Here is an 18,345-nt window from a genome sequence, read left to right on the forward strand (position 1 = left end):
CAAAATGCCCCGATGTCAATCCAGTCAGAGCATGGACAGTCTATGCAAAACAAAACAGAATCCGCTCTCCCCTCTAGGTACCTATAAGAACTCATGTCCACAGGGAAAGTCACCAACGCGCTCTCCTCCCCCATCGCCGCAAGTATCGCCGCCATATTTGGCCGTTTTCTGCTGCTGGGCACCGGCGCCCTGACGGGCATCATAATTCCGCTGACCATGCCACAAACTTCGGTGGGGTTGTTTTTCCTGGCCCAGTCGCTGATTGCAGTACTTGCCACCCTAGGCCAGCTGGGCCTGAGCATTACGGCACCTGCTTGCATTTCTGCGGCCCAGGGGCACCGCGATGCCGGGCAGATTCAGCAGATTCTGCGCCGCACCTTGCTGCTGGCCGTGCTGTCGACTGTTGCCTTGGCCATTGGTTTCAACCTCTTCATGCTGGTGTTTTCGCGCTATGAGGGTGCCGACCTGCTGCGCCTGCTGCACGGCATTGCCCCGCTGGTATCGCTCAGCATGATCCTGGCGGCGCTCAGCACCATCCTGTCCGAGCAGCACAGGGCGCTGGGACATTTCGTGCAGGCCAGTTTTCTGACTACCGGCGCCAGCCTGGCTACTGCAGCAACGGTAATCCTGGCTTGGCGCGGCGAACTGCACATTGAGCTCAGCACACTGATCCTGGCCGGCGTGGTGGGCGCAGGCTGTACCACCTTGCTCGGCGCCTGGAGCCTGCATCGCTGGTACCGAGCACAGCACCAGAACCAGCCGGGCACCAGCATCGGCTATGTGACGCTGCTGCGTGAAACCCGCCCTAACCTCACCACCACCTTGGTGCTGTTCGTCATGTCGCAAGCCGATCTGTGGATCATCGCCTGGTTCGGTGACGCCGCAGGCCTGGCTGTCTATGGCCTGGCATCACGCCTCGCAGCCTTGGTGCTGATACCTCTGGCGGTAATCAACACGGTAGTAGCGCCCTCTATCGGGCGAATCTGGGTGCGCGGTAAAAAACGCTACCTGCAGCGTGTCCTAGGGGTAGGTGCCGGCGCAGCGACCGTGCTTGGCCTAGCTGGCTATCTGCTATTCATTTTGTTTGGCCAGTTCGTGCTGGCTCACGTATGGTCTAGTGAATATGCCAATGCGTACTACATTTTTGCCATCATCGGCGTGTCACAATTGGCGCAAACGTACGCGGGGACTGCCGGCTTCGTACTGATCATGTTACAAAAACAGCATGTTGCCATGCGCATTTCCGTTATCAGCGGCGTCTGCATGATCGCCGCCGGGCTACTGGCCATGTGGCTGTATGGAATCATTGGTTTGGCCGTGGTATACAGCCTCGGCGGAGTTTGCCAGTCGCTGGCGCAAATCTATTGCGTCAAACGCATATTCAACCTCAGCACCACAGCGAACTACGCGTCATTGCGCAAGTTCGTGTGCCACTATTACCGTCGAAAGGTATCTCATGGCCGCTAGCAACATAATGCCCAAGGTTTCGATCGTCATCCCTACCTACAATACCGGGCGTTATGTTCTGGATGCGATCGACAGTGTGCTGCAGCAGACCTATCCGAACGTGGAACTGATCGTCGTCGACGACGGTTCGAGCGACGAAACGCCAGCGCTTCTGGCGCAGCACCCCGGAAATTTCATACGCTTCCGCCAGGCCAACGCCGGGCAAAGTGCAGCGATGAATTTTGGCTGGCAGCAGAGCAGCGGTGAGCTGCTGGGCTACCTCAGTGCCGACGACCGCCTGCACCCACGCGCCTTAGAGGCTATTGTTGCAGCCATGGCCAAGGCACCAGAAGTGGTACTGGCCTACCCGGACTTCTGCGTCATCGACGAAAACTCCAAACACGTGCGCACAGTGTACACACCTGATTACGAGGAACGATTGCTGATCGCCAACTTCCAGTGCCTGCCTGGGCCAGGAGCTTTGTTCCGACGCTCAGTATGGGAAAAGGTAGGCGGCTGGAACACGAGCCTGCGTAACATCCCGGACATGGACTTCTTCCTGCGCCTATGCCAATACGGGCCGTTCACCCGGGTAGCCGAGCCGTTGGCGGATTTCCGCATCCACTCGGGCTCGACCACATACAACCCGTGCAACGCAGAACGCTCCGACGAACCGTTACGGGTCATCAACAGCCTTTACCAAACCAACGGCCTGTCGCCCTCCATCCTTGGCTGGAAGCGCAAGGCGGTTGCCAATGCACACATGCTATCCGGCTTCATGCATGGGTTTTCCGGGCGCTACGCAATGTTCTTGGTACGCATGGGCAAGGCTGCACTGCTTGACCCGCCCTCGATCATTTCACGCAAGATGGCCAGTTATGTGTTGACCATTATCAGACCCAAGTCCAAGGCCTGAGTGCTGGGAGACAGCTATCGGTTTTGTCAGGCTCTGGCTTTTGAGCACAACGAAAGCCCCACTTTGAGAATAACAACAAAAACTGCAGTCAGTTCTGCCATGTTCGGAGCGCTTTGATGAGCCAGACCGTTCAAGCTCACCTGCTAAGTAATCGTTACCTGCAAGCCACCGCACTGCTGGTGGTTGCCGTAGCCACACTGGCAGCCACCTTGCACTATCCAGCGTCGCTGCCACCGCTATTGCTCAACGGCATTCTGGCCGGTTTGCTGGTGCGAAGCGTACTCAACAATCGCAACAGCTTCTTCTCGTTCTTCCTTCTGGCATTCCTGATTCTCGGCTGCTGGGCAAAGCTGGTGCTGCACTTCATACTCGATACCCAGTTCATCGAACCCATAGGATCTTTCGACGACTCGCCACAGGCATGGGATTCAGCCATGCTGGCACTGAACATCGCTTTCGCCACATTACTGGTCTGTCAGACCATCGCCGCAAGACTCCAGCCTCTTGCAACCATCCACATCGACCGGCCACGCTCGCTGCTCAAGCCGTGCCTGTGGCTGGCCATATTGCTCACCGCCCTGCTGCTTGCCCTTAACTTCAAGTTCGCCTTCCTCAAGGTTGGCACCGAGCCGGTCCTGAGACTGCCTAGCATCGTCTATGTGCTGGTATCGTTCATGATTGCTTGGGGCAATCTGATTCTGCTCGCTACCTTAGGCTACTGGCTAGTGCAAGCGCGCCAGATAAAGCTGGAAACGCTCTTCTATATCCTCATTCTGGAAGGCGCGGTAACAGCTGTATCTATGGGCAGCCGAGCGCAGATGATCTTGCACGTTGCCGCCCCTTTCGTGGTTTACCTAGTGCATAGCCGCGAACTGGTCAGTACGTTGCGTCTGGCACAATGGGCAAGAATCCTCCTGGTGACCGCAGCCTTGTTTGTAGCTTCGCTGCTAATGGTATCGGCTGACCGATTGCAGTCATTCGCCCAGGCTCGACCGATCGTAGCCACGGCGGCTGCCAGCATCGAGTTGCGGTTAGGCGAGAACGAGCGCCCGGTCAGCAGCATTGGCTTGCCGCTGACCAGCCTGGTGATCGCTCCCGCCGATGCCGCTGAAGCCGTCTCAGTTGTTCTGACACCAGCCTTGCCGCTACTGCGAGTCGCCGCCGGGGCGGTGCCGTTACCCGTCACTGGCCCTCAAGAAAGCGCCGAAATCAAACGCGCGCGCTGGAAAGGCATGCTGCTTGAACTGAGCAAACTGGTAGTGGACCGCTGGGTCGGTCTGGAAGGCGTACTGGCGGTGGTGAGCCATGAAGACACCGGATGGCCGCTATTCATACGCAGCCTGGTAGAGCGCCCGGAAAGCGGGACCGAGGCGATCTATCAACGTATGTCGAATGCGCAGTACCAAGCCTTCGAGAACTTCACTTTCATGACCATTCCCGGGCCGCTAGCCATCCTGTTGTACAGTGGCAATCTGGCAATGTTGGCCGGTGGCCTGGCACTGCTGTTCCTGGCCGGCACTTTAGCCGAACGGCTGGCCAGCCATCTAGTCGGCAATATCTTCACCCGCGCTACCATCGGCGTCGCCCTCGCCTACTTGGTAGTCCAAACCAACTTTCCCCGGGTGCAGATGTTTTTCCTTATCGAGCTACTGGGGTTCATCGTTGGGCTATATTTGGTGCGCATGATCGTGACTGCGCCCAAGACCAGCCAAACGGTACTGACGCCCGCGCGATAGACAACGTTCCTCGTTCAGGAGCGCAAATACGTTCATAAGAAATATCCGACGAAACGCAGGTGGATAATTGCACGCCTGCCATGGTTACTTGTCACATTGAAGTGAATTCCCAACCCCCAAAAACCATGTGCATGCCACTGCCGTCTGGGTAAGGCATGACGCAGGTGTGATGAGGCAGATACCCTCACGATGATACTAGCTATCAGGACTTACAGCTCCACCGCGCCCGTCGATGCCGCACTTGCGCCGCTGTTTGCGCTTTGTGCCTGGATTACCTTGAACCCCTATTTCCTCTGGGGCTCGTTACACCACATGGCAATCGCCGGGCTGCTTTCCGGATGCGTAGCCGTCGCTGCACTCCTGTTCGGCGACCGCCCAAGAAAACGTGAATTGCCGGGGTTCATCCTGATCTGCCTGTTCGTGCTCTATATCAGCATGCTGCCCAAGATCGACGGTAGCACCACCCGTTGGTACTTCGTCCTTCCAACCATATTTGCCTTGGCGGTGTTCTCGGACGAGCGCCGTGGCAAGGTGCTGCAATGGTTCGGCTGGATCTTCGCGATCAGCCTTATTCCTGGCATCGCAGTCTCCCTGAGCCAGGTCGCGGGCCTGCCGATAAAACTTGACCACATCCCTTTGCTCAACCCAACGATGGCAGAGGCTGGCGGATACTACCTGCATGCACCGGGTGCGCTCCTACTGTCCGGCAACAACCTGTCACTCCCTTGGGGCGGTGAACTTTACCGGCTGTGTGCCATGTACGACGAGCCTGGCATGGTTGGCACCCTGTCGGCATTTTTACTGGCAGGCAACCGTTTCAGACTCAAGCCGCTCCCGTTCCTGGTGATTTTCGTGGGTGGCCTACTGTCATTTTCTCTGGCATTTATAGTGATGGCATCCATGGGCTTCCTGTTCCGCCTGATACAGGCACGGTCGCCAATGACTCTCCTGCCGTTGGCCATGCTGGGGCTGTTCGGGCTGCTGGTATTGGGCATCATCAAGCCCAGCGCCCTCCCCTCCGAGCCGAATGAGTCAGCGACAGTCCAGGTGGAGCGCGTTTCACCTCTGGAAACACAAGCAACGCAACCATTGAGCAGCACTAGCCCAACTCGGCAAGCTGCACCTACCGTCGTGCAGTCGCCGCAGCCCGAGCAGCACCTACGCCAGACCGAATACATCAACAATCGCTCGCTCCCAGAAATGGACAAGCTGTTCGCTCGCTACCTGGATGCCGATAGCCGTACCCTGCTGTTCGGCTTGGGTGCAGACTCCAGCGTGGTCTATGGTGGAGTATCACAGGTGGCCACGCGAATACTCACCGATTTTGGTCTGATCGGCGCCTTGCTGTTCGCGCTAGCCATGATCAGCCTTACACTGGCCATTACTCACAATGCCAAGCGTCGGTTGTGGGTACTGCTGTTCTTTGCCCTATTTGCCCTAAGCATCTACCAGCGGCCGATCGTGTGGATGCCTTATGCGTTCACCATGTTCATCTGCAGCTCGACCTTGGCAGGGCGCCGCAAGTCAACCGCTCTGGCGCAAAGGTCTAGCTAAAGCTTCTGCAAACCCGTCGATAACTCTCATTCAGCCATCGAACCGGTACGAAGCAGCCGTTTGAAATGCCGCAACATGACCAAGACAGTTGCTGACCAGGTGTAATGCTTGAGAATGAACGCCTTCAGCCTGTCGCCCTTGGCCATGAGTTCGGCGGGATCGGCCAGCATGCGCTCCATACCCTGCGCGATACCCGCCGCACTGGCCGGGACGACCATGCCACCACCTACGTGCTCGACTTGGCCGAAGCCGCAGGTGTCGGTAAGCAAAACCGGTAAGCCGACCACCCCGGCTTCCAGAGCAACTAGGGACATCGCCTCCGAGCGCGAAGGAATGACCAGCATCATCGCCTGACGATACACTTGAGTTCGCTGTGCCTCGTCAAGAAAACCGATGAAGTGAACACGCCCACTCAACCCTGAGGCATCCACCTGAGCCTGCAACGCTTGCTGCATACCGAAATCCGGGCCGGCCATGACCAGCGGATAATGCTGCGCTGCGGGCGTGTCGAGATAGGCCTGAATCAGAAAGTCTGGCCCCTTGACCGGTGCCAGCCGGCCCATGAACAGGATGAACGGCTGTTCCGGCAATAGCACGTTACTTGCCGGCTGCTCCACCCTCGGCTCGCCCACAGCATTGCCGATGACCGGAATCGATGCAGCCGGCACACCCGCCACCTGAGCGATCTTCCCCTGCTCCAAGTCGGTGATAGCGATAAACCCCGAGGCCATCTTTATCAGCCAGCGCCCCAGCAGCAAGTGAAAAACCTTCTTGATCGGCTCTGGCGTGCCTACCGAGGCGAACTCGCCCGCCGGACACAAGATAAAAGGCCTTCGAGCAATCAAGGCCAGCAAGCCCATAGCAACACTCAGCAGATTCCAGTAGCCCATGATGTGCAGCACTTCTGCATTGCGCACCGCGCGCCAGGCACGCCAAGGATTAAGCACCGGGATCGGAAAACGCTGGCCAATACGGCCGGTAATGTAGCTTTTTACACCAAACTCATCGAACTCCTTCTGCCACGAGTTACCGGTCATGGCTATGGTTTCACAAACATTTCCGGCCTTAGCCAGGTGAACGGCCAAGTGTCGGGTGCGCTCGGCCGTACCACCACCCAGTTTGGCATCCAGCGATATGTTGACCAGCAGCACCCTCATGCTGACGCCCTCAACAGCGCAATATAACGCTGCAACTGCTGTTTGAAGTCAGCCGTGACCGGCTGTTGCCATTCAGCAAAGCGCTGCTCGCGGAATCGACGACCAGGATTAGCATTGCTAATGCCGCGCAGGCGCAACAGCAAGGCAAGCAGGGTATGTGGCAGGTGCGGTAGGTAGCTGATCGAGGGCCGACCAAACGCTTGCATAAGGGCATCCTGCACGTAGCCAAAGTTATTTTCCGGCTCAGCGTCATCAGTCACCAGTAACACTTCTCCTTGGCGTACCTGAGGCACGCGGACAACGAATGCCAAGGTCTGCGCCACTTTCTCTACACTGACCAAGTGCATCCGCCGCGGCCCGTACAGCACCCGCCGCAATGCCAGCTTCCAGGCTGGAGAGCCGGCAACTTCGCGCACAAATGAAACGATGTTCAGCCCCCCCTCACCAAACACTGCGCCCAGGCGCAAAACCACCACCTCGAAGCGGGTAGACGGCACCGAGCGCGCCAGTGTTTCAGCGGCAGCGTGCTCACATTCATAAGGGGTTCTCGGCTCAATACACGTGCTGGCATCGACCACCGCCTGCGGAGCAGCACCAAATACGTCGATGCTCGAGACGTGCACATAACGCTTGATTGATGATTGATCGCAGGCTTTGAGCACGTTGACAATGGCCGGTTCGAACCAGCCGCTTCCATCGGGCCGTAACAGGTTGATCACCGTGCAACCTGCCACGAAAATTGCCGCAAGTGTTGAAGGGTCATCCACGTCAAAGCGTTCGGCACGCACGTTGGAATTGCTCAACCAGTCAGGTTCGGTACGATGGATGGCATAGATGACCTCGGTATCCCCCAGCTCACCACAAACATCCAGGAAATGACGGCCAACAAAGCCGCTTCCTCCAATCACCACCAACGTGTTCATAGGCTGTTCACTTCTCCTTCAGCCAAGGCGGCCTCAATCGCAGCCTGATGCGTGTCAGATAGCGTCAAGGGCTGCTATGCAACCCATCGCCGGCCAGCCAGTTACAACAGGTGCTGCGCAATACCTTGGCGCCTTGCGCTGTCGTTGTGAGAGCTGGCTCATCGGCAACGGGTCGAAAGCGGCGCCTATTAGCGTGGCTACAGGCATTAGCCTTTTACGGGTTACTTGGACCAGACAGTGCGGTTTATATAATCGGTGTAGCTGTAGACAATCCGCACCACCTGCTTTGAAACCGGGCCGCCCTGGTAGTCCTGCACCACCGGGATCACGCGCTGGTTCCGGTCATGCTGGTTGATAACCACGCGTACCGCATCCAGCACGCGATCCGGAGTCAGGCCGCACATGATCAGCGTACCTTCGTCCATGCCTTCCGGGCGCTCGTGGGCGTTGCGAATGGTGACAGCCGGGAGGTTCAGCAGCGAGGCCTCCTCGGTGATAGTGCCGCTGTCCGAGAGCACGCAAAGGGCACCCATTTGCAGGCGGATATAGTCAAGCAAACCATAAGGTTTGACGAAGCGAATCAGCGGGTGCTCCAGGCTTTCACCCAAATCTTCGAGGCGCTTGCGGGTACGCGGATGGGTGGACACGATGATCGGATATCCGTAGGCATCTGCCAAGCCGCGCAGCGAAGCCAGCAGGTCACGTAGGTTCTGCGGGGTGTCAACGTTTTCCTCACGGTGGGTACTGACAATGAAGTACTTACCCTCCTCAAGCCCCTCACGCTCCAGCACTGTGGAGGCGTCGATCCGCGTCCGATAGTAATCCAGCACTTCCTGCATGTGCGAACCGGTCTTGATGATGGTCTCCGGACGGATACCCTCATCCAGCAAGTAGCGTCGGGCATGCTCGGTCAACACCATGTTGATGTCACTGAGGTGGTCGAGCACTTTGCGGTTGAGCTCTTCCGGCACGCGCTGATCGAAGCAGCGGTTCCCTGCCTCCATGTGAAACACCGGGATCTTGCGACGCTTTGCGGCGATCACTGCCAGGCAGGTATTGGTGTCACCGTATAGCAGCAGGGCATCGGGCTTTTCCAGCTCAAAAATTTCATCGGATTTGGCAATGATTTCGGCAATAGTACCCGCCGCCGTGGCTCCCACCGCGCCCAAGAAGTGGTCCGGCTTGCGGATGCCCAACTCATCGAAGAACACCTGATTAAGCTCGTAATCGTAGTTTTGGCCAGAGTGCACCAGCACATGGTTGGCCTGCTCATCGAGCTCGGCGATAACGCGGCTCATCTTGATCAGTTCGGGTCGGGTGCCGACCAGGGTCATGACCTTAAGCATTAAGTTGTTCCTGGATGTAGTCGAGTTTCAGCAACAGGGCCTTGATGCCCTCGATGTCGAGCCGCTCGGTATTATGGGAGGTGTAGTCATCGAGCTCGGAGATGTGCTGCTCGCCTTCGACAAAGTACTTCTTGTAGTTCAGATCGCGGTTGTCAGCGGGGATGCGGTAGTAACGGCCCATGTCGTCGGCCTTGGCCATTTCCTCGCGAGAGATCAGTGACTCGTACAGTTTTTCGCCATGTCGAGTACCGATCACCTTGATCGCGTTTTCTCGCTGGAACAGTTGACGCAGTGCTTCTGCCAGCTCCTGCACAGTTGACGCCGGCGCCTTCTGCACGAAGATATCACCCTGCTGGGCATTCTCGAAGGCGTGCAACACCAGGTCCACGGAGTCTTCCAGCGACATCAGGAAGCGCGTCATGTTCGGATCAGTCACCGTCAGCTCATTACCGGCCTTGAGTTGGTCGACGAACAACGGAATCACCGAGCCACGCGACGCCATGACGTTACCGTAACGGGTGGCGCAAATCACCGGCCCTTGCTGCGGAATCATCCTAGACTTGGCCACCATCAGTTTTTCAGCCATGGCCTTGGAAATACCCATAGCATTGATCGGATAAACCGCCTTGTCGGTGCTCAGCACCACCACTCGCTTGACGCCACTAGCGATGGCCGCGTTTAGCACATTCTCGGTACCAATGACGTTGGTTTTCACCGCTTCCATCGGGTAGAACTCGCAGGACGGTACCTGCTTCAACGCTGCAGCGTGGAATATGTAGTCCACCCCGACCATCGCTTCTGCCACGCTTTGATAATCACGCACATCGCCGATATAAAACTTCACCTTGTCGTTGGACAAGGCAATACGCATGTCTTCCTGCTTTTTCTCGTCACGGCTGAAGACGCGGATTTCCTTGACGTTGGTATTGAGAAAACGCTTGAGTACCGTATTGCCGAAAGAACCGGTACCGCCGGTGATCATGAGAATCTTGTTATCGAACACGTGTGCGCTCCTTGAAATTCGTTATTGACGCTGTTCGTGCATGAATTGTATGAGCGCCGGCCAGGACGGTGGCTGGTAGCCCGCAGCCGCACGGAAGCGGGAAGAGTCCAGCGAACGATCGATCACCAGTTTGTCATCCGCCACGATCTGGATGTCCCTGCCGTACACCTTTGCCACCTGCTTGAGCAGTTCGTACTTGTCGATAGGCTCGGCAGACACATGGTAAAGCCCTTTCAGCGAAGGGTTGGGAATCACGTAGTCCAGCATGACCCTGGCCAGCTCGGCAGTTGGCAACCCCGAGAAAATTGCCTTGGTAAAACCTTTTACGCTGCCCTGCTGAGACAGGAACCAGTCGACCAGCGATGCGTTGCTCTGCAGTTCATGGCCAATGATCGATGTACGCAGGGTCACAGCATCGTCCAGGTCATGCAGTTCACCAATGTACTTGGACTTCCCATAAAGGTCGGTGCAGTCCGACTCATCCTGTTCACGATACATGCCCTTGGCACCTGAAAACACGCAGTCGGTACTGACATGGATCAGACGTGCACCTGCCACACGGCAGAGGTTGGCCAAACGATGCGGCAGCATTGCATTGATCGGTAGCGCGGTGAGCGGATCCTTGGCATCGGCCAGTTGCTTAATCAGCCCCACGCAGTTGATGACCACATCCGGCCGTGCCTCAGCGAAGGCTGCCATCAGCGCGTCGGCATCAAGCACATCTACATCACACAGCAATTGCTCGGCTTGTTCCGCTGAGAAGAACTTGCGCCCGGACGATGAGCGCAACGTACCCATTACCCGATGTTGCGAATTGGCCGAAAAATAGCGGAAGACTGCGTTACCCAGCATGCCTGAGACGCCCAGTACCAATATGTTCATTGCGTCGCCTTGTCCTGTTCAACCCGTTGTTCGAACATGCGCACCAGTATCTTGCACTGGGCCTTGAGCTCGAAGTGTTTCAAGAAGTAGGCCCTTGACTGAGCGCCCATCTGCTCACGTTGCCCATCCGGCATAGCCTGCATCGTCCTGATGCACGCCGCGAGCCCGACTGCATCCTCAGCCGGGCAGGTGACACCGGCACCGGCATCGTTGATGATTCGGGCACCTTCGCCATCCAGGCTGCCTATAATTGGCCTGCCCGATGCGAGGTAGGCCTGCACCTTGCTCGGAATAGTAAAACTGAAAATCTCGTCGCGTTTGAGTGTAACCAGCAATGCAGCACTGAGCTCGAACAGCTCAACCATGGCCGCACGCGGGTAGGCGCCAGCGATGACCAGATTGTCCAGCCCCCACTTGTCTTTCTGTTCTGCAAGCCAATCCGCCTTACTGCCGGCACCAACCATCACGATACGCACTTGTGACCGTTCGGCCTGGAGTATCCGTGCGGCATCCACAACCGTTGCCAAACCTTGTGCGCTGCCCAGATTGCCAGCGAATACCACGCAGAAGTGAGCGCGCAACAAGGCGGTCAGCGACTCTGGCAGTGGGCATCCATCACCTGGCTCATCTTGCTGCAAGTAAGAGTTAGGGTAGTAGATGATCTTGTCGGCACGCGCATAACGTTTGACTGGCTCGATAAACGCGCGCGACTGCACGAGTAAAACATCCACGGCCCAGTACAGGCCGCGTACCAACAGACCGATAATTGACAGCAGGAACCTGTTACGGATGAAACCCGTCGCGGCAAGGCTCTCCGGCCACAGATCCTGCACCCACAAGAAAACCGGTGCACGATGAACACGCTTCATAGCCAGCGCAGGAATCACCGAGATGATGGGCGACGGCGCAAATACGAAGTACACATCGAATTTGCCGCGCTTTGCATGGCGGGTAAAGTACCTGACGCCATTAGCCACGAATGAAAGATAATTGAGGACAAGATTCTTTGCCCCGCCGTTATGGCGCGGACGCAACGGTGCCCGATGAACTGCAACCGTTTCAGAAAAACGATCTTCGACGGCGTTGTGGGCTGTATAACCCGGAAAAATCTGACCGCTTGGGTAGTTAGGCTTACCAGTGAAAACTTCAACATGCACACCCAAGGCGCTAAGTTCCCGAACGATATCATTGATGATAAAGTTTTCGGGGAAGAAATACTGGCTGACCACAGCAATTTTCAAAGGTGCTTGCGTCACACTGACTTATCCTTCTGGGTGTGGCAATATCAGTATTGCATGAATGCCATAGATCCACTCGGTGGAACTCGCGCCCATTAAAAAGTCGCAAGCACTGAACCGTTGGGTACCGACGACTACGCTTTGGCAAGTGATCTGTCGCCACTTGAAAACTCGGAATACCAGAAGACAGCCACCCTGCTATCATTGCCCAAGACACTTTCCGATGTTGGCGCATATTATTGTAGTTATCCAGACTTCGCCATCCTTTGGCCATCAATTAAATATGTAGCTTGCTATTGTTTCCGCGCCCAATTTGGAACCACGGCCATCAAGCTACTACCCCTCGCGACCCGGTTCAAGCCCTGGGCCGACCCTCCGATAAGTTATCCTACTCCATGAGCAAGTTCCTCAAAAAGCTGAAAAAATGCTGCCACCCATCGGATGAGGCAGGTGCTCACGAGGTTCTTAGACCAACTGCAGCATTGCCCTGCCGCCGGCGTCACTTACCTCACGGCACCGTCACCGCGACCGAACGACCTTGCTCCCCGAACGCCACCTCGATAGCCTTGCCCAACGCCGCTTTCGCGTCATCGTCACCATGAACCAGCACCACACGCCTCACGGCCTCCTTGCCCCGCGACGCGAAAGCTACCAAACCTGCCTGGTCGGCATGCCCTGAGTAGCCATCTATCGTCAACACCTTGGCGCGGATCTCATACATCTGACCGTCCAGATCAAGCTGGACAAACTCTTGGGCACCCTCACTTGCTTGAATCACCGCGCCCGGGGTGCCTTTGGCCTGATAGCCGACAAAAAGCACTTCATGTCGCGGGTCACCCAACATCGCCTTCAGATAATTGACGATACGCCCACCTGAACACATGCCGTTTCCGGCAATTACGATCGCAGGACGGCCAGTGCTCCTCAGGTAATTGACCACCTGTTGGTGCCGAGCATGACTGTCGACCGCAATCAATTGGTCAAAACCCAGCGGTTTGCGCCCTTCGCTCAAGCGCGCCACCGCCTCGTCGCTCCAGTAGGCATGCAACTCACGATAGGCGGCAGTGATGCGCTGAGCCAATGGCGAATCAAGAATAACCGGCATCTGTGACCAGTCGAACGGGCTATTGCTATTTTCTGCTACGTTTGCGCCCGGCAACGTCTTGCGATGAAAAATATCCTCAAGCTCATAAAGCAGCTCCTGTGTGCGACCAAGACTGAAGGCGGGTATGAGTAAAGTGCCCTGATCCACCAACGCCCGGTCAATGGCTGCCTCCAGCCGCACCTGTCGTTCAATGCGAGCTGGGTGCAGACGATTACCGTAGGTGCTTTCGAGCACCAGCAAATCAGCGTACTGGGGCGGCTCAATGGCTCGCAACATTGGGTTGCGACCACTGCCTAGGTCACCTGAAAATACCCAACGCTGGCTTACATCACCCACTTCCAAGGAGCACTCGACATAAGCGGACCCCAGCAGATGCCCTGCACGCTGCAGACGAATACGGCAGGCAAGGCCTGGTCGCTCGACCACCGTGTGCCACTGCTCGAAGGGCAGCGGCACGATGAGGTCACGGATGAATTCGAGATAGCGCGCCACCTGCGCAGGCTCGCTGCTGATGCTCAGCTTGTAGGCGTCTTCCAGCACCAGCGGCAGCAGCCGGGCCGAGGGCTCGCTGCACAGAATAGGGCCACGGTAACCCGCTGCCAGTAACGCAGGGATGCGCCCAACATGGTCGAGATGGACATGGGTGATGACCAGTGCCTGAATGCCCTGGATACCGAAGCCGAGCGCCGCGGTCTCTGCATCCGGCGGCGCCTCATTCCCTTGCTCAAGGCCGCAATCGATCAGCAGGCTAACGGTGGGATCAAGGTGCAACTGATGGCAGGAGCCAGTGACGCCGCGGGTACCACCGTGATGGGAAAGGCTGGGATATTCCATGCTGCGCACACTCGCCTGGACCGAAAATGAAGTGGACTATTACTCCATGACGACCGACGCATGCATAGGTGAACCTTTCTTTATTAGGCGTAGGAAATTTCCTTAGTTGCCGCTCAGTGCCGCCTCACGGGCAGACGCCCTGATCTTGCGCTTGCTGCGCTGCACGCCGCAGGCCCCCAGCAACGGCCCGACTGCCAAGCCAATGACCAAAGCGGCCAATACCAGGACAGCAACCGGCATGGCGGGTGCAGCCCAACCAAACAGGACCAATGACACGGTTTGCTGGTTCTCCAGCACGAAGAACAGCACCACAGCCGCCAATAGCAGCACGAAGACCGCCGCCAGGGCGCGCTTGAAGTTACGCATCAGATTGCTCCTTTGGAAATCAGGTGTGGACCTCTTCATGCTCGTCTTCATTGACCCGGTCGCGCAACTCTTTGCCGGGTTTGAAATGCGGCACGAACTTGCCTTCGAGGCTGACCGACTGGCCGGTCTTGGGATTACGGCCTACGCGTGGGGCGCGATAGTGCAGCGAGAAGCTGCCAAAACCGCGGATCTCGATGCGATCGCCGGTAGCCAGGCATTGTGACATCTGCTCAAGCATGGTCTTGATGGCCAGCTCCACGTCCTTGGACGAGAGCAGCCCCTGATGGGTGACAATACGTTCGATCAGCTCCGACTTCGTCATATTTTTCCCTTCGTTATCAAGCAGCTAGATCATTGCTTAACCAGTTTGTAGCACGCCGGGAAGGATTTGAACAGGGTGGATCTTGACTTAATAAAAAAATTCAAGATTGAAGTAATTCAAGAATGGTCTACCGCTTAGACAGGCCAGCGCTGCCTGATTCGCGGGTGAACCCGCTCCTACAATGGGGGGGTGTCAGCCTGAAGTTAGCGTGGTCCGGCGCCATCGGCGCAGGCGCGGGTTTACCCGCGAACACCGGCGATGCCGGTGCCATCCACCGTGGCGCCTGATTCGCGGGTGAACCCGCTCCTACAATGGGGGGGTCAGCCTGAAGTTAGCGTGGTCCGGCGCCATCGGCGTAGGCGCGGGTTTACCCGCGAACACCGGCGATGCCGGTGCCATCCACCGTGGCGCCTGATTCGCGGGTGAACCCGCTCCAATGGGGGGCAGCCTGAAGTTAGCGCGGTCCGGCACCCTCGGTGTAGGAGCGGGTTTACCCGCGAACACCGGCGATGCCGGTGCCATCCACTGTGGCGCCTGATTCGCGGGTGAACCCGCTCCTACAATGGGGGGTGCCAGCCTGAAGTTAGCGTGGTCCGGCGCCATCGGCGCAGGCGCGGGCTTACCCGCGAACACCGGCGATGCCGGTGCCATCCACTGTGGCGCCTGATTCGCGGGTGAACCCGCTCCTACAATGGGGGGTGTCAGCCTGAAGTTAGCGTGGTCCGGCGCCATCGGTGCAGCCGCGGGCTTACCCGCGAACACCGGCGATGCCGGTGCCATCCACCGTGGCGCCTGATTCGCGGGTTAACCCGCTCCTACAATGGGGGGTGTCAGCCTGAAGTTAGCGCGGTCCGGCGCCATCGGCGTAGGCGCGGGCTTACCCGCGAACACCGGCGATGCCGGTGTCATCCAACGCACACCGGGTTGTGCCAGCCTGAAGCTGGCGTGGTCCAGCGGCGCCAACCGCCGCGCCGCTTGATTGCAGGCATAAAAAAGGGCGACCCGAGGGTCGCCCTTTTTACCGATCAAACAGAACTCAGTTCTGCTTGGCCATTGCTTCGCGCAGCAGCGCAGCCATGGTGGTGTCGGCAGCAGCTTCCGGAGCGTTTTTCAGGCTCTGGATAGCTTCGCGCTCTTCAGCGTCGTCTTTCGATTTGATCGACAGGCTGATAACGCGGGACTTGCGGTCAACGCTGATGATCTTGGCTTCGATCTCTTCGCCTTCCTTCAGAACGTTACGCGCGTCTTCAACGCGGTCACGGCTGATTTCGGAAGCTTTCAGAGTGGCTTCGATGTCGTCGGCCAGGGTGACGATGGCGCCTTTGGCGTCAACTTCTTTCACGATGCCCTTGACGATAGCGCCCTTGTCATTGACAGCAACGAAGTTGGAGAACGGATCGTCTTCCAGCTGCTTGATGCCCAAGGAGATGCGCTCGCGCTCTGGGTCGACCGACAGGATGACGGTTTCCAGCTCGTCGCCCTTCTTGAAACGACGTACGGCTTCTTCGCCGGTTTCGTTCCAGGAGATGTCGGACAGGTGAACCAGGCCGTCGATGCCGCCGTCCAGACCAATGAAGATACCGAAGTCGGTGATCGACTTGATGGTACCGGTGATCTTGTCACCCTTGTTGAACTGGCCGGAGAAGTCTTCCCATGGGTTGGACTTGCACTGCTTGATGCCCAGGGAGATACGACGACGCTCTTCGTCGATGTCCAGAACCATGACTTCCACTTCGTCGCCAACCTGAACGACTTTCGACGGGTGGATGTTCTTGTTGGTCCAGTCCATTTCGGAAACGTGTACCAGACCTTCAACGCCTTCTTCCAGCTCAGCGAAGCAGCCGTAGTCGGTCAGGTTGGTAACGCGAGCCTGTACGCGAGTACCTTCTGGGTAACGGGCAGTGATAGCTACCCACGGATCTTCGCCCATCTGCTTCAGACCCAGCGAAACGCGGTTGCGCTCACGGTCGAACTTCAGAACGCGTACGTCGACTTCGTCGCCAACGTTAACGATTTCCGATGGGTGCTTGATGCGCTTCCAAGCCATGTCGGTGATGTGCAGCAGGCCGTCGATACCGCCCAGGTCCACGAATGCGCCGTAGTCGGTGAGGTTCTTGACGATACCTTTGACTTGCTGGCCTTCCTGCAGGGTTTCCAGCAGGGCTTCGCGCTCGGCGCTGTTCTCGGCTTCCAGCACGCTGCGACGGGAAACGACAACGTTGTTGCGCTTCTGGTCCAGCTTGATGACCTTGAATTCCAGCTCTTTGCCTTCCAGGTGGGTGGTGTCGCGCACTGGGCGGACATCAACCAGGGAGCCCGGCAGGAACGCACGGATGCCGTTAACGTCGACAGTGAAGCCGCCCTTAACCTTACCGTTGATAACGCCCTTGACCACTTCTTCGGCGGCGAAAGCTGCTTCCAGAACAATCCAGCACTCGGCGCGCTTGGCTTTTTCACGGGACAGTTTGGTTTCGCCAAAGCCGTCTTCGACCGCGTCCAGCGCAACGTGAACTTCGTCACCGACCTTGATGGTCAGCTCGCCAGCTTCGTTGTAGAACTGCTCGAGCGGGATGACGCCCTCGGACTTCAGGCCAGCGTGTACGGTAACCCAGTCGCCGTCGATGTCGACAACGATACCGGTGATGATCGCACCCGGCTGAAGATTGAGGGTTTTCAGGCTTTCTTCAAAGAGTTCTGCAAAGCTTTCGCTCATTTTAATTCCTGTAGATTCGGGCGAAACAAACGCCCATAACCACATTCCAGACAATGTGGGTTCGTTTTAAGTAAAGGAAAGCCGGCAGGACGTTGACTGGTGCCCCTGCCTGCTTTCCTGGCTATCAGATAAGGTCGCGCTGGGCGATCTCGCTTCTGATACGTTGCAACACCTGCTCGATGGACAACTCGGTAGAGTCCAACTGAATGGCATCGGCCGCTGGTTTCAGCGGGGCCACTGCACGTTGGGTGTCACGCTCATCACGTGCACGAATCTCATCCAGCAGACTCGACAGACTAACATCTTCACCCTTGCCCTTCAACTGCAGGTAGCGGCGACGTGCGCGCTCCTCCGCACTGGCGGTGAGGAAGACCTTCAATGGCGCGTCCGGGAACACCACGGTACCCATGTCGCGACCGTCAGCAATCAGCCCCGGCACTTCGCGGAACTCACGCTGACGCACCAGCAGCGCATCACGCACCGCCGGCAGCGAGGCCACCATCGATGCACCGGCACCGACGGTTTCGGTACGGATGACGTTGCTGACGTCCTCACCCTCAAGGATGATCTGTTGCAGCTTACCGGGCTCGGCAGCGATGAACTGCACATCCAGATGGGCGGCAAGCTTGGTCAGCAGCTCTTCGTTGGTCAGATCGACGCCGTGGTTGCTCGCATTGAATGCCAGCAAGCGATACAGCGCGCCGGAGTCCAGCAGCTTCCAGCCCAGCTCGCGGGCCATCAGCCCGGCGACCGTGCCCTTGCCCGAGCCGCTTGGCCCGTCGATAGTGATAACCGGTGCCATTG

The 18,345-nt window shown here is 57.5% G+C and carries 15 protein-coding genes; 4 read left to right on the plus strand and 11 right to left on the minus strand.

What is annotated here, in order from left to right:
* Positions 1-93 precede the first annotated feature (93 nt).
* From INQ47_RS19645 to INQ47_RS19660, 4 genes are all read left to right on the plus strand, one after another.
* The gene (locus tag INQ47_RS19645; protein ID WP_404702379.1) at positions 94-1,467 is read left to right on the plus strand and encodes a lipopolysaccharide biosynthesis protein; all 1,374 of its coding nucleotides are present in this window, start codon (positions 94-96) and stop codon (positions 1,465-1,467) included.
* The gene (locus tag INQ47_RS19650; protein ID WP_401100914.1) at positions 1,457-2,362 is read left to right on the plus strand and encodes a glycosyltransferase; all 906 of its coding nucleotides are present in this window, start codon (positions 1,457-1,459) and stop codon (positions 2,360-2,362) included. The genes INQ47_RS19645 and INQ47_RS19650 overlap by 11 nt, the downstream gene beginning before the upstream one ends.
* A gap of 116 nt (positions 2,363-2,478) precedes the next feature.
* Positions 2,479-4,098, plus strand: a complete 1,620-nt coding sequence (locus INQ47_RS19655) for a hypothetical protein (RefSeq protein ID WP_404702380.1) — start codon at positions 2,479-2,481, stop codon at positions 4,096-4,098.
* Between the two features lie 189 nt (positions 4,099-4,287).
* Positions 4,288-5,652 (plus strand): hypothetical protein, encoded by a 1,365-nt coding sequence (locus tag INQ47_RS19660; RefSeq protein WP_404702381.1) that lies wholly within the window; start codon positions 4,288-4,290, stop codon positions 5,650-5,652.
* A 26-nt stretch (positions 5,653-5,678) separates the two neighbouring features.
* On the opposite strand, the gene INQ47_RS19665 is transcribed toward INQ47_RS19660, so the two are convergent.
* From INQ47_RS19665 to cmk, 11 genes are all read right to left on the minus strand, one after another.
* Complete coding sequence (locus INQ47_RS19665; protein WP_404702382.1) at positions 5,679-6,809, minus strand: glycosyltransferase family 4 protein; 1,131 nt, start codon at positions 6,807-6,809, stop codon at positions 5,679-5,681.
* Entirely contained in the window at positions 6,806-7,732 is a 927-nt protein-coding gene (locus INQ47_RS19670) for an NAD-dependent epimerase/dehydratase family protein (protein WP_404702383.1), read from the minus strand. The genes INQ47_RS19665 and INQ47_RS19670 overlap by 4 nt, the downstream gene beginning before the upstream one ends.
* 221 nt (positions 7,733-7,953) lie before the next feature.
* Positions 7,954-9,078: a non-hydrolyzing UDP-N-acetylglucosamine 2-epimerase gene (gene wecB / locus INQ47_RS19675; RefSeq protein ID WP_339444608.1), complete on the minus strand. Its 1,125-nt coding sequence runs from the start codon at positions 9,076-9,078 to the stop codon at positions 7,954-7,956.
* Positions 9,071-10,081: a polysaccharide biosynthesis protein gene (locus tag INQ47_RS19680; protein WP_404702384.1), complete on the minus strand. Its 1,011-nt coding sequence runs from the start codon at positions 10,079-10,081 to the stop codon at positions 9,071-9,073. Before INQ47_RS19680 ends, wecB begins: the two co-directional genes overlap by 8 nt.
* A gap of 21 nt (positions 10,082-10,102) precedes the next feature.
* Entirely contained in the window at positions 10,103-10,963 is an 861-nt protein-coding gene (locus INQ47_RS19685) for an SDR family oxidoreductase (RefSeq protein WP_339444610.1), read from the minus strand.
* Positions 10,960-12,219 (minus strand): glycosyltransferase family 4 protein, encoded by a 1,260-nt coding sequence (locus INQ47_RS19690; RefSeq protein ID WP_404702385.1) that lies wholly within the window; start codon positions 12,217-12,219, stop codon positions 10,960-10,962. The genes INQ47_RS19685 and INQ47_RS19690 overlap by 4 nt, the downstream gene beginning before the upstream one ends.
* A 490-nt stretch (positions 12,220-12,709) precedes the next feature.
* Positions 12,710-14,140 carry an MBL fold metallo-hydrolase RNA specificity domain-containing protein gene (locus tag INQ47_RS19695; protein ID WP_404702386.1) on the minus strand — a complete coding sequence of 477 codons (1,431 nt, stop codon included), beginning with the start codon at positions 14,138-14,140 and terminating at the stop codon, positions 12,710-12,712.
* Between the two features lie 102 nt (positions 14,141-14,242).
* Positions 14,243-14,506 (minus strand): lipopolysaccharide assembly protein LapA domain-containing protein, encoded by a 264-nt coding sequence (locus tag INQ47_RS19700; RefSeq protein WP_404702387.1) that lies wholly within the window; start codon positions 14,504-14,506, stop codon positions 14,243-14,245.
* Between the two features lie 19 nt (positions 14,507-14,525).
* Positions 14,526-14,828, minus strand: coding sequence for an integration host factor subunit beta (gene ihfB / locus INQ47_RS19705; protein ID WP_404702388.1), 303 nt, complete (start codon positions 14,826-14,828; stop codon positions 14,526-14,528).
* Positions 14,829-15,864: 1,036 nt separating this feature from the next.
* Complete coding sequence (rpsA, locus tag INQ47_RS19710; protein WP_003252673.1) at positions 15,865-17,541, minus strand: 30S ribosomal protein S1; 1,677 nt, start codon at positions 17,539-17,541, stop codon at positions 15,865-15,867.
* A gap of 124 nt (positions 17,542-17,665) precedes the next feature.
* Positions 17,666-18,343, minus strand: a complete 678-nt coding sequence (gene cmk, locus INQ47_RS19715; RefSeq protein WP_218115529.1) for a (d)CMP kinase — start codon at positions 18,341-18,343, stop codon at positions 17,666-17,668.
* Positions 18,344-18,345: the final 2 nt, after the last annotated feature.

This window comes from Pseudomonas sp. 3HC3 (assembly GCF_044904505.1).
GTDB lineage: Bacteria > Pseudomonadota > Gammaproteobacteria > Pseudomonadales > Pseudomonadaceae > Aquipseudomonas > Aquipseudomonas putida_Y.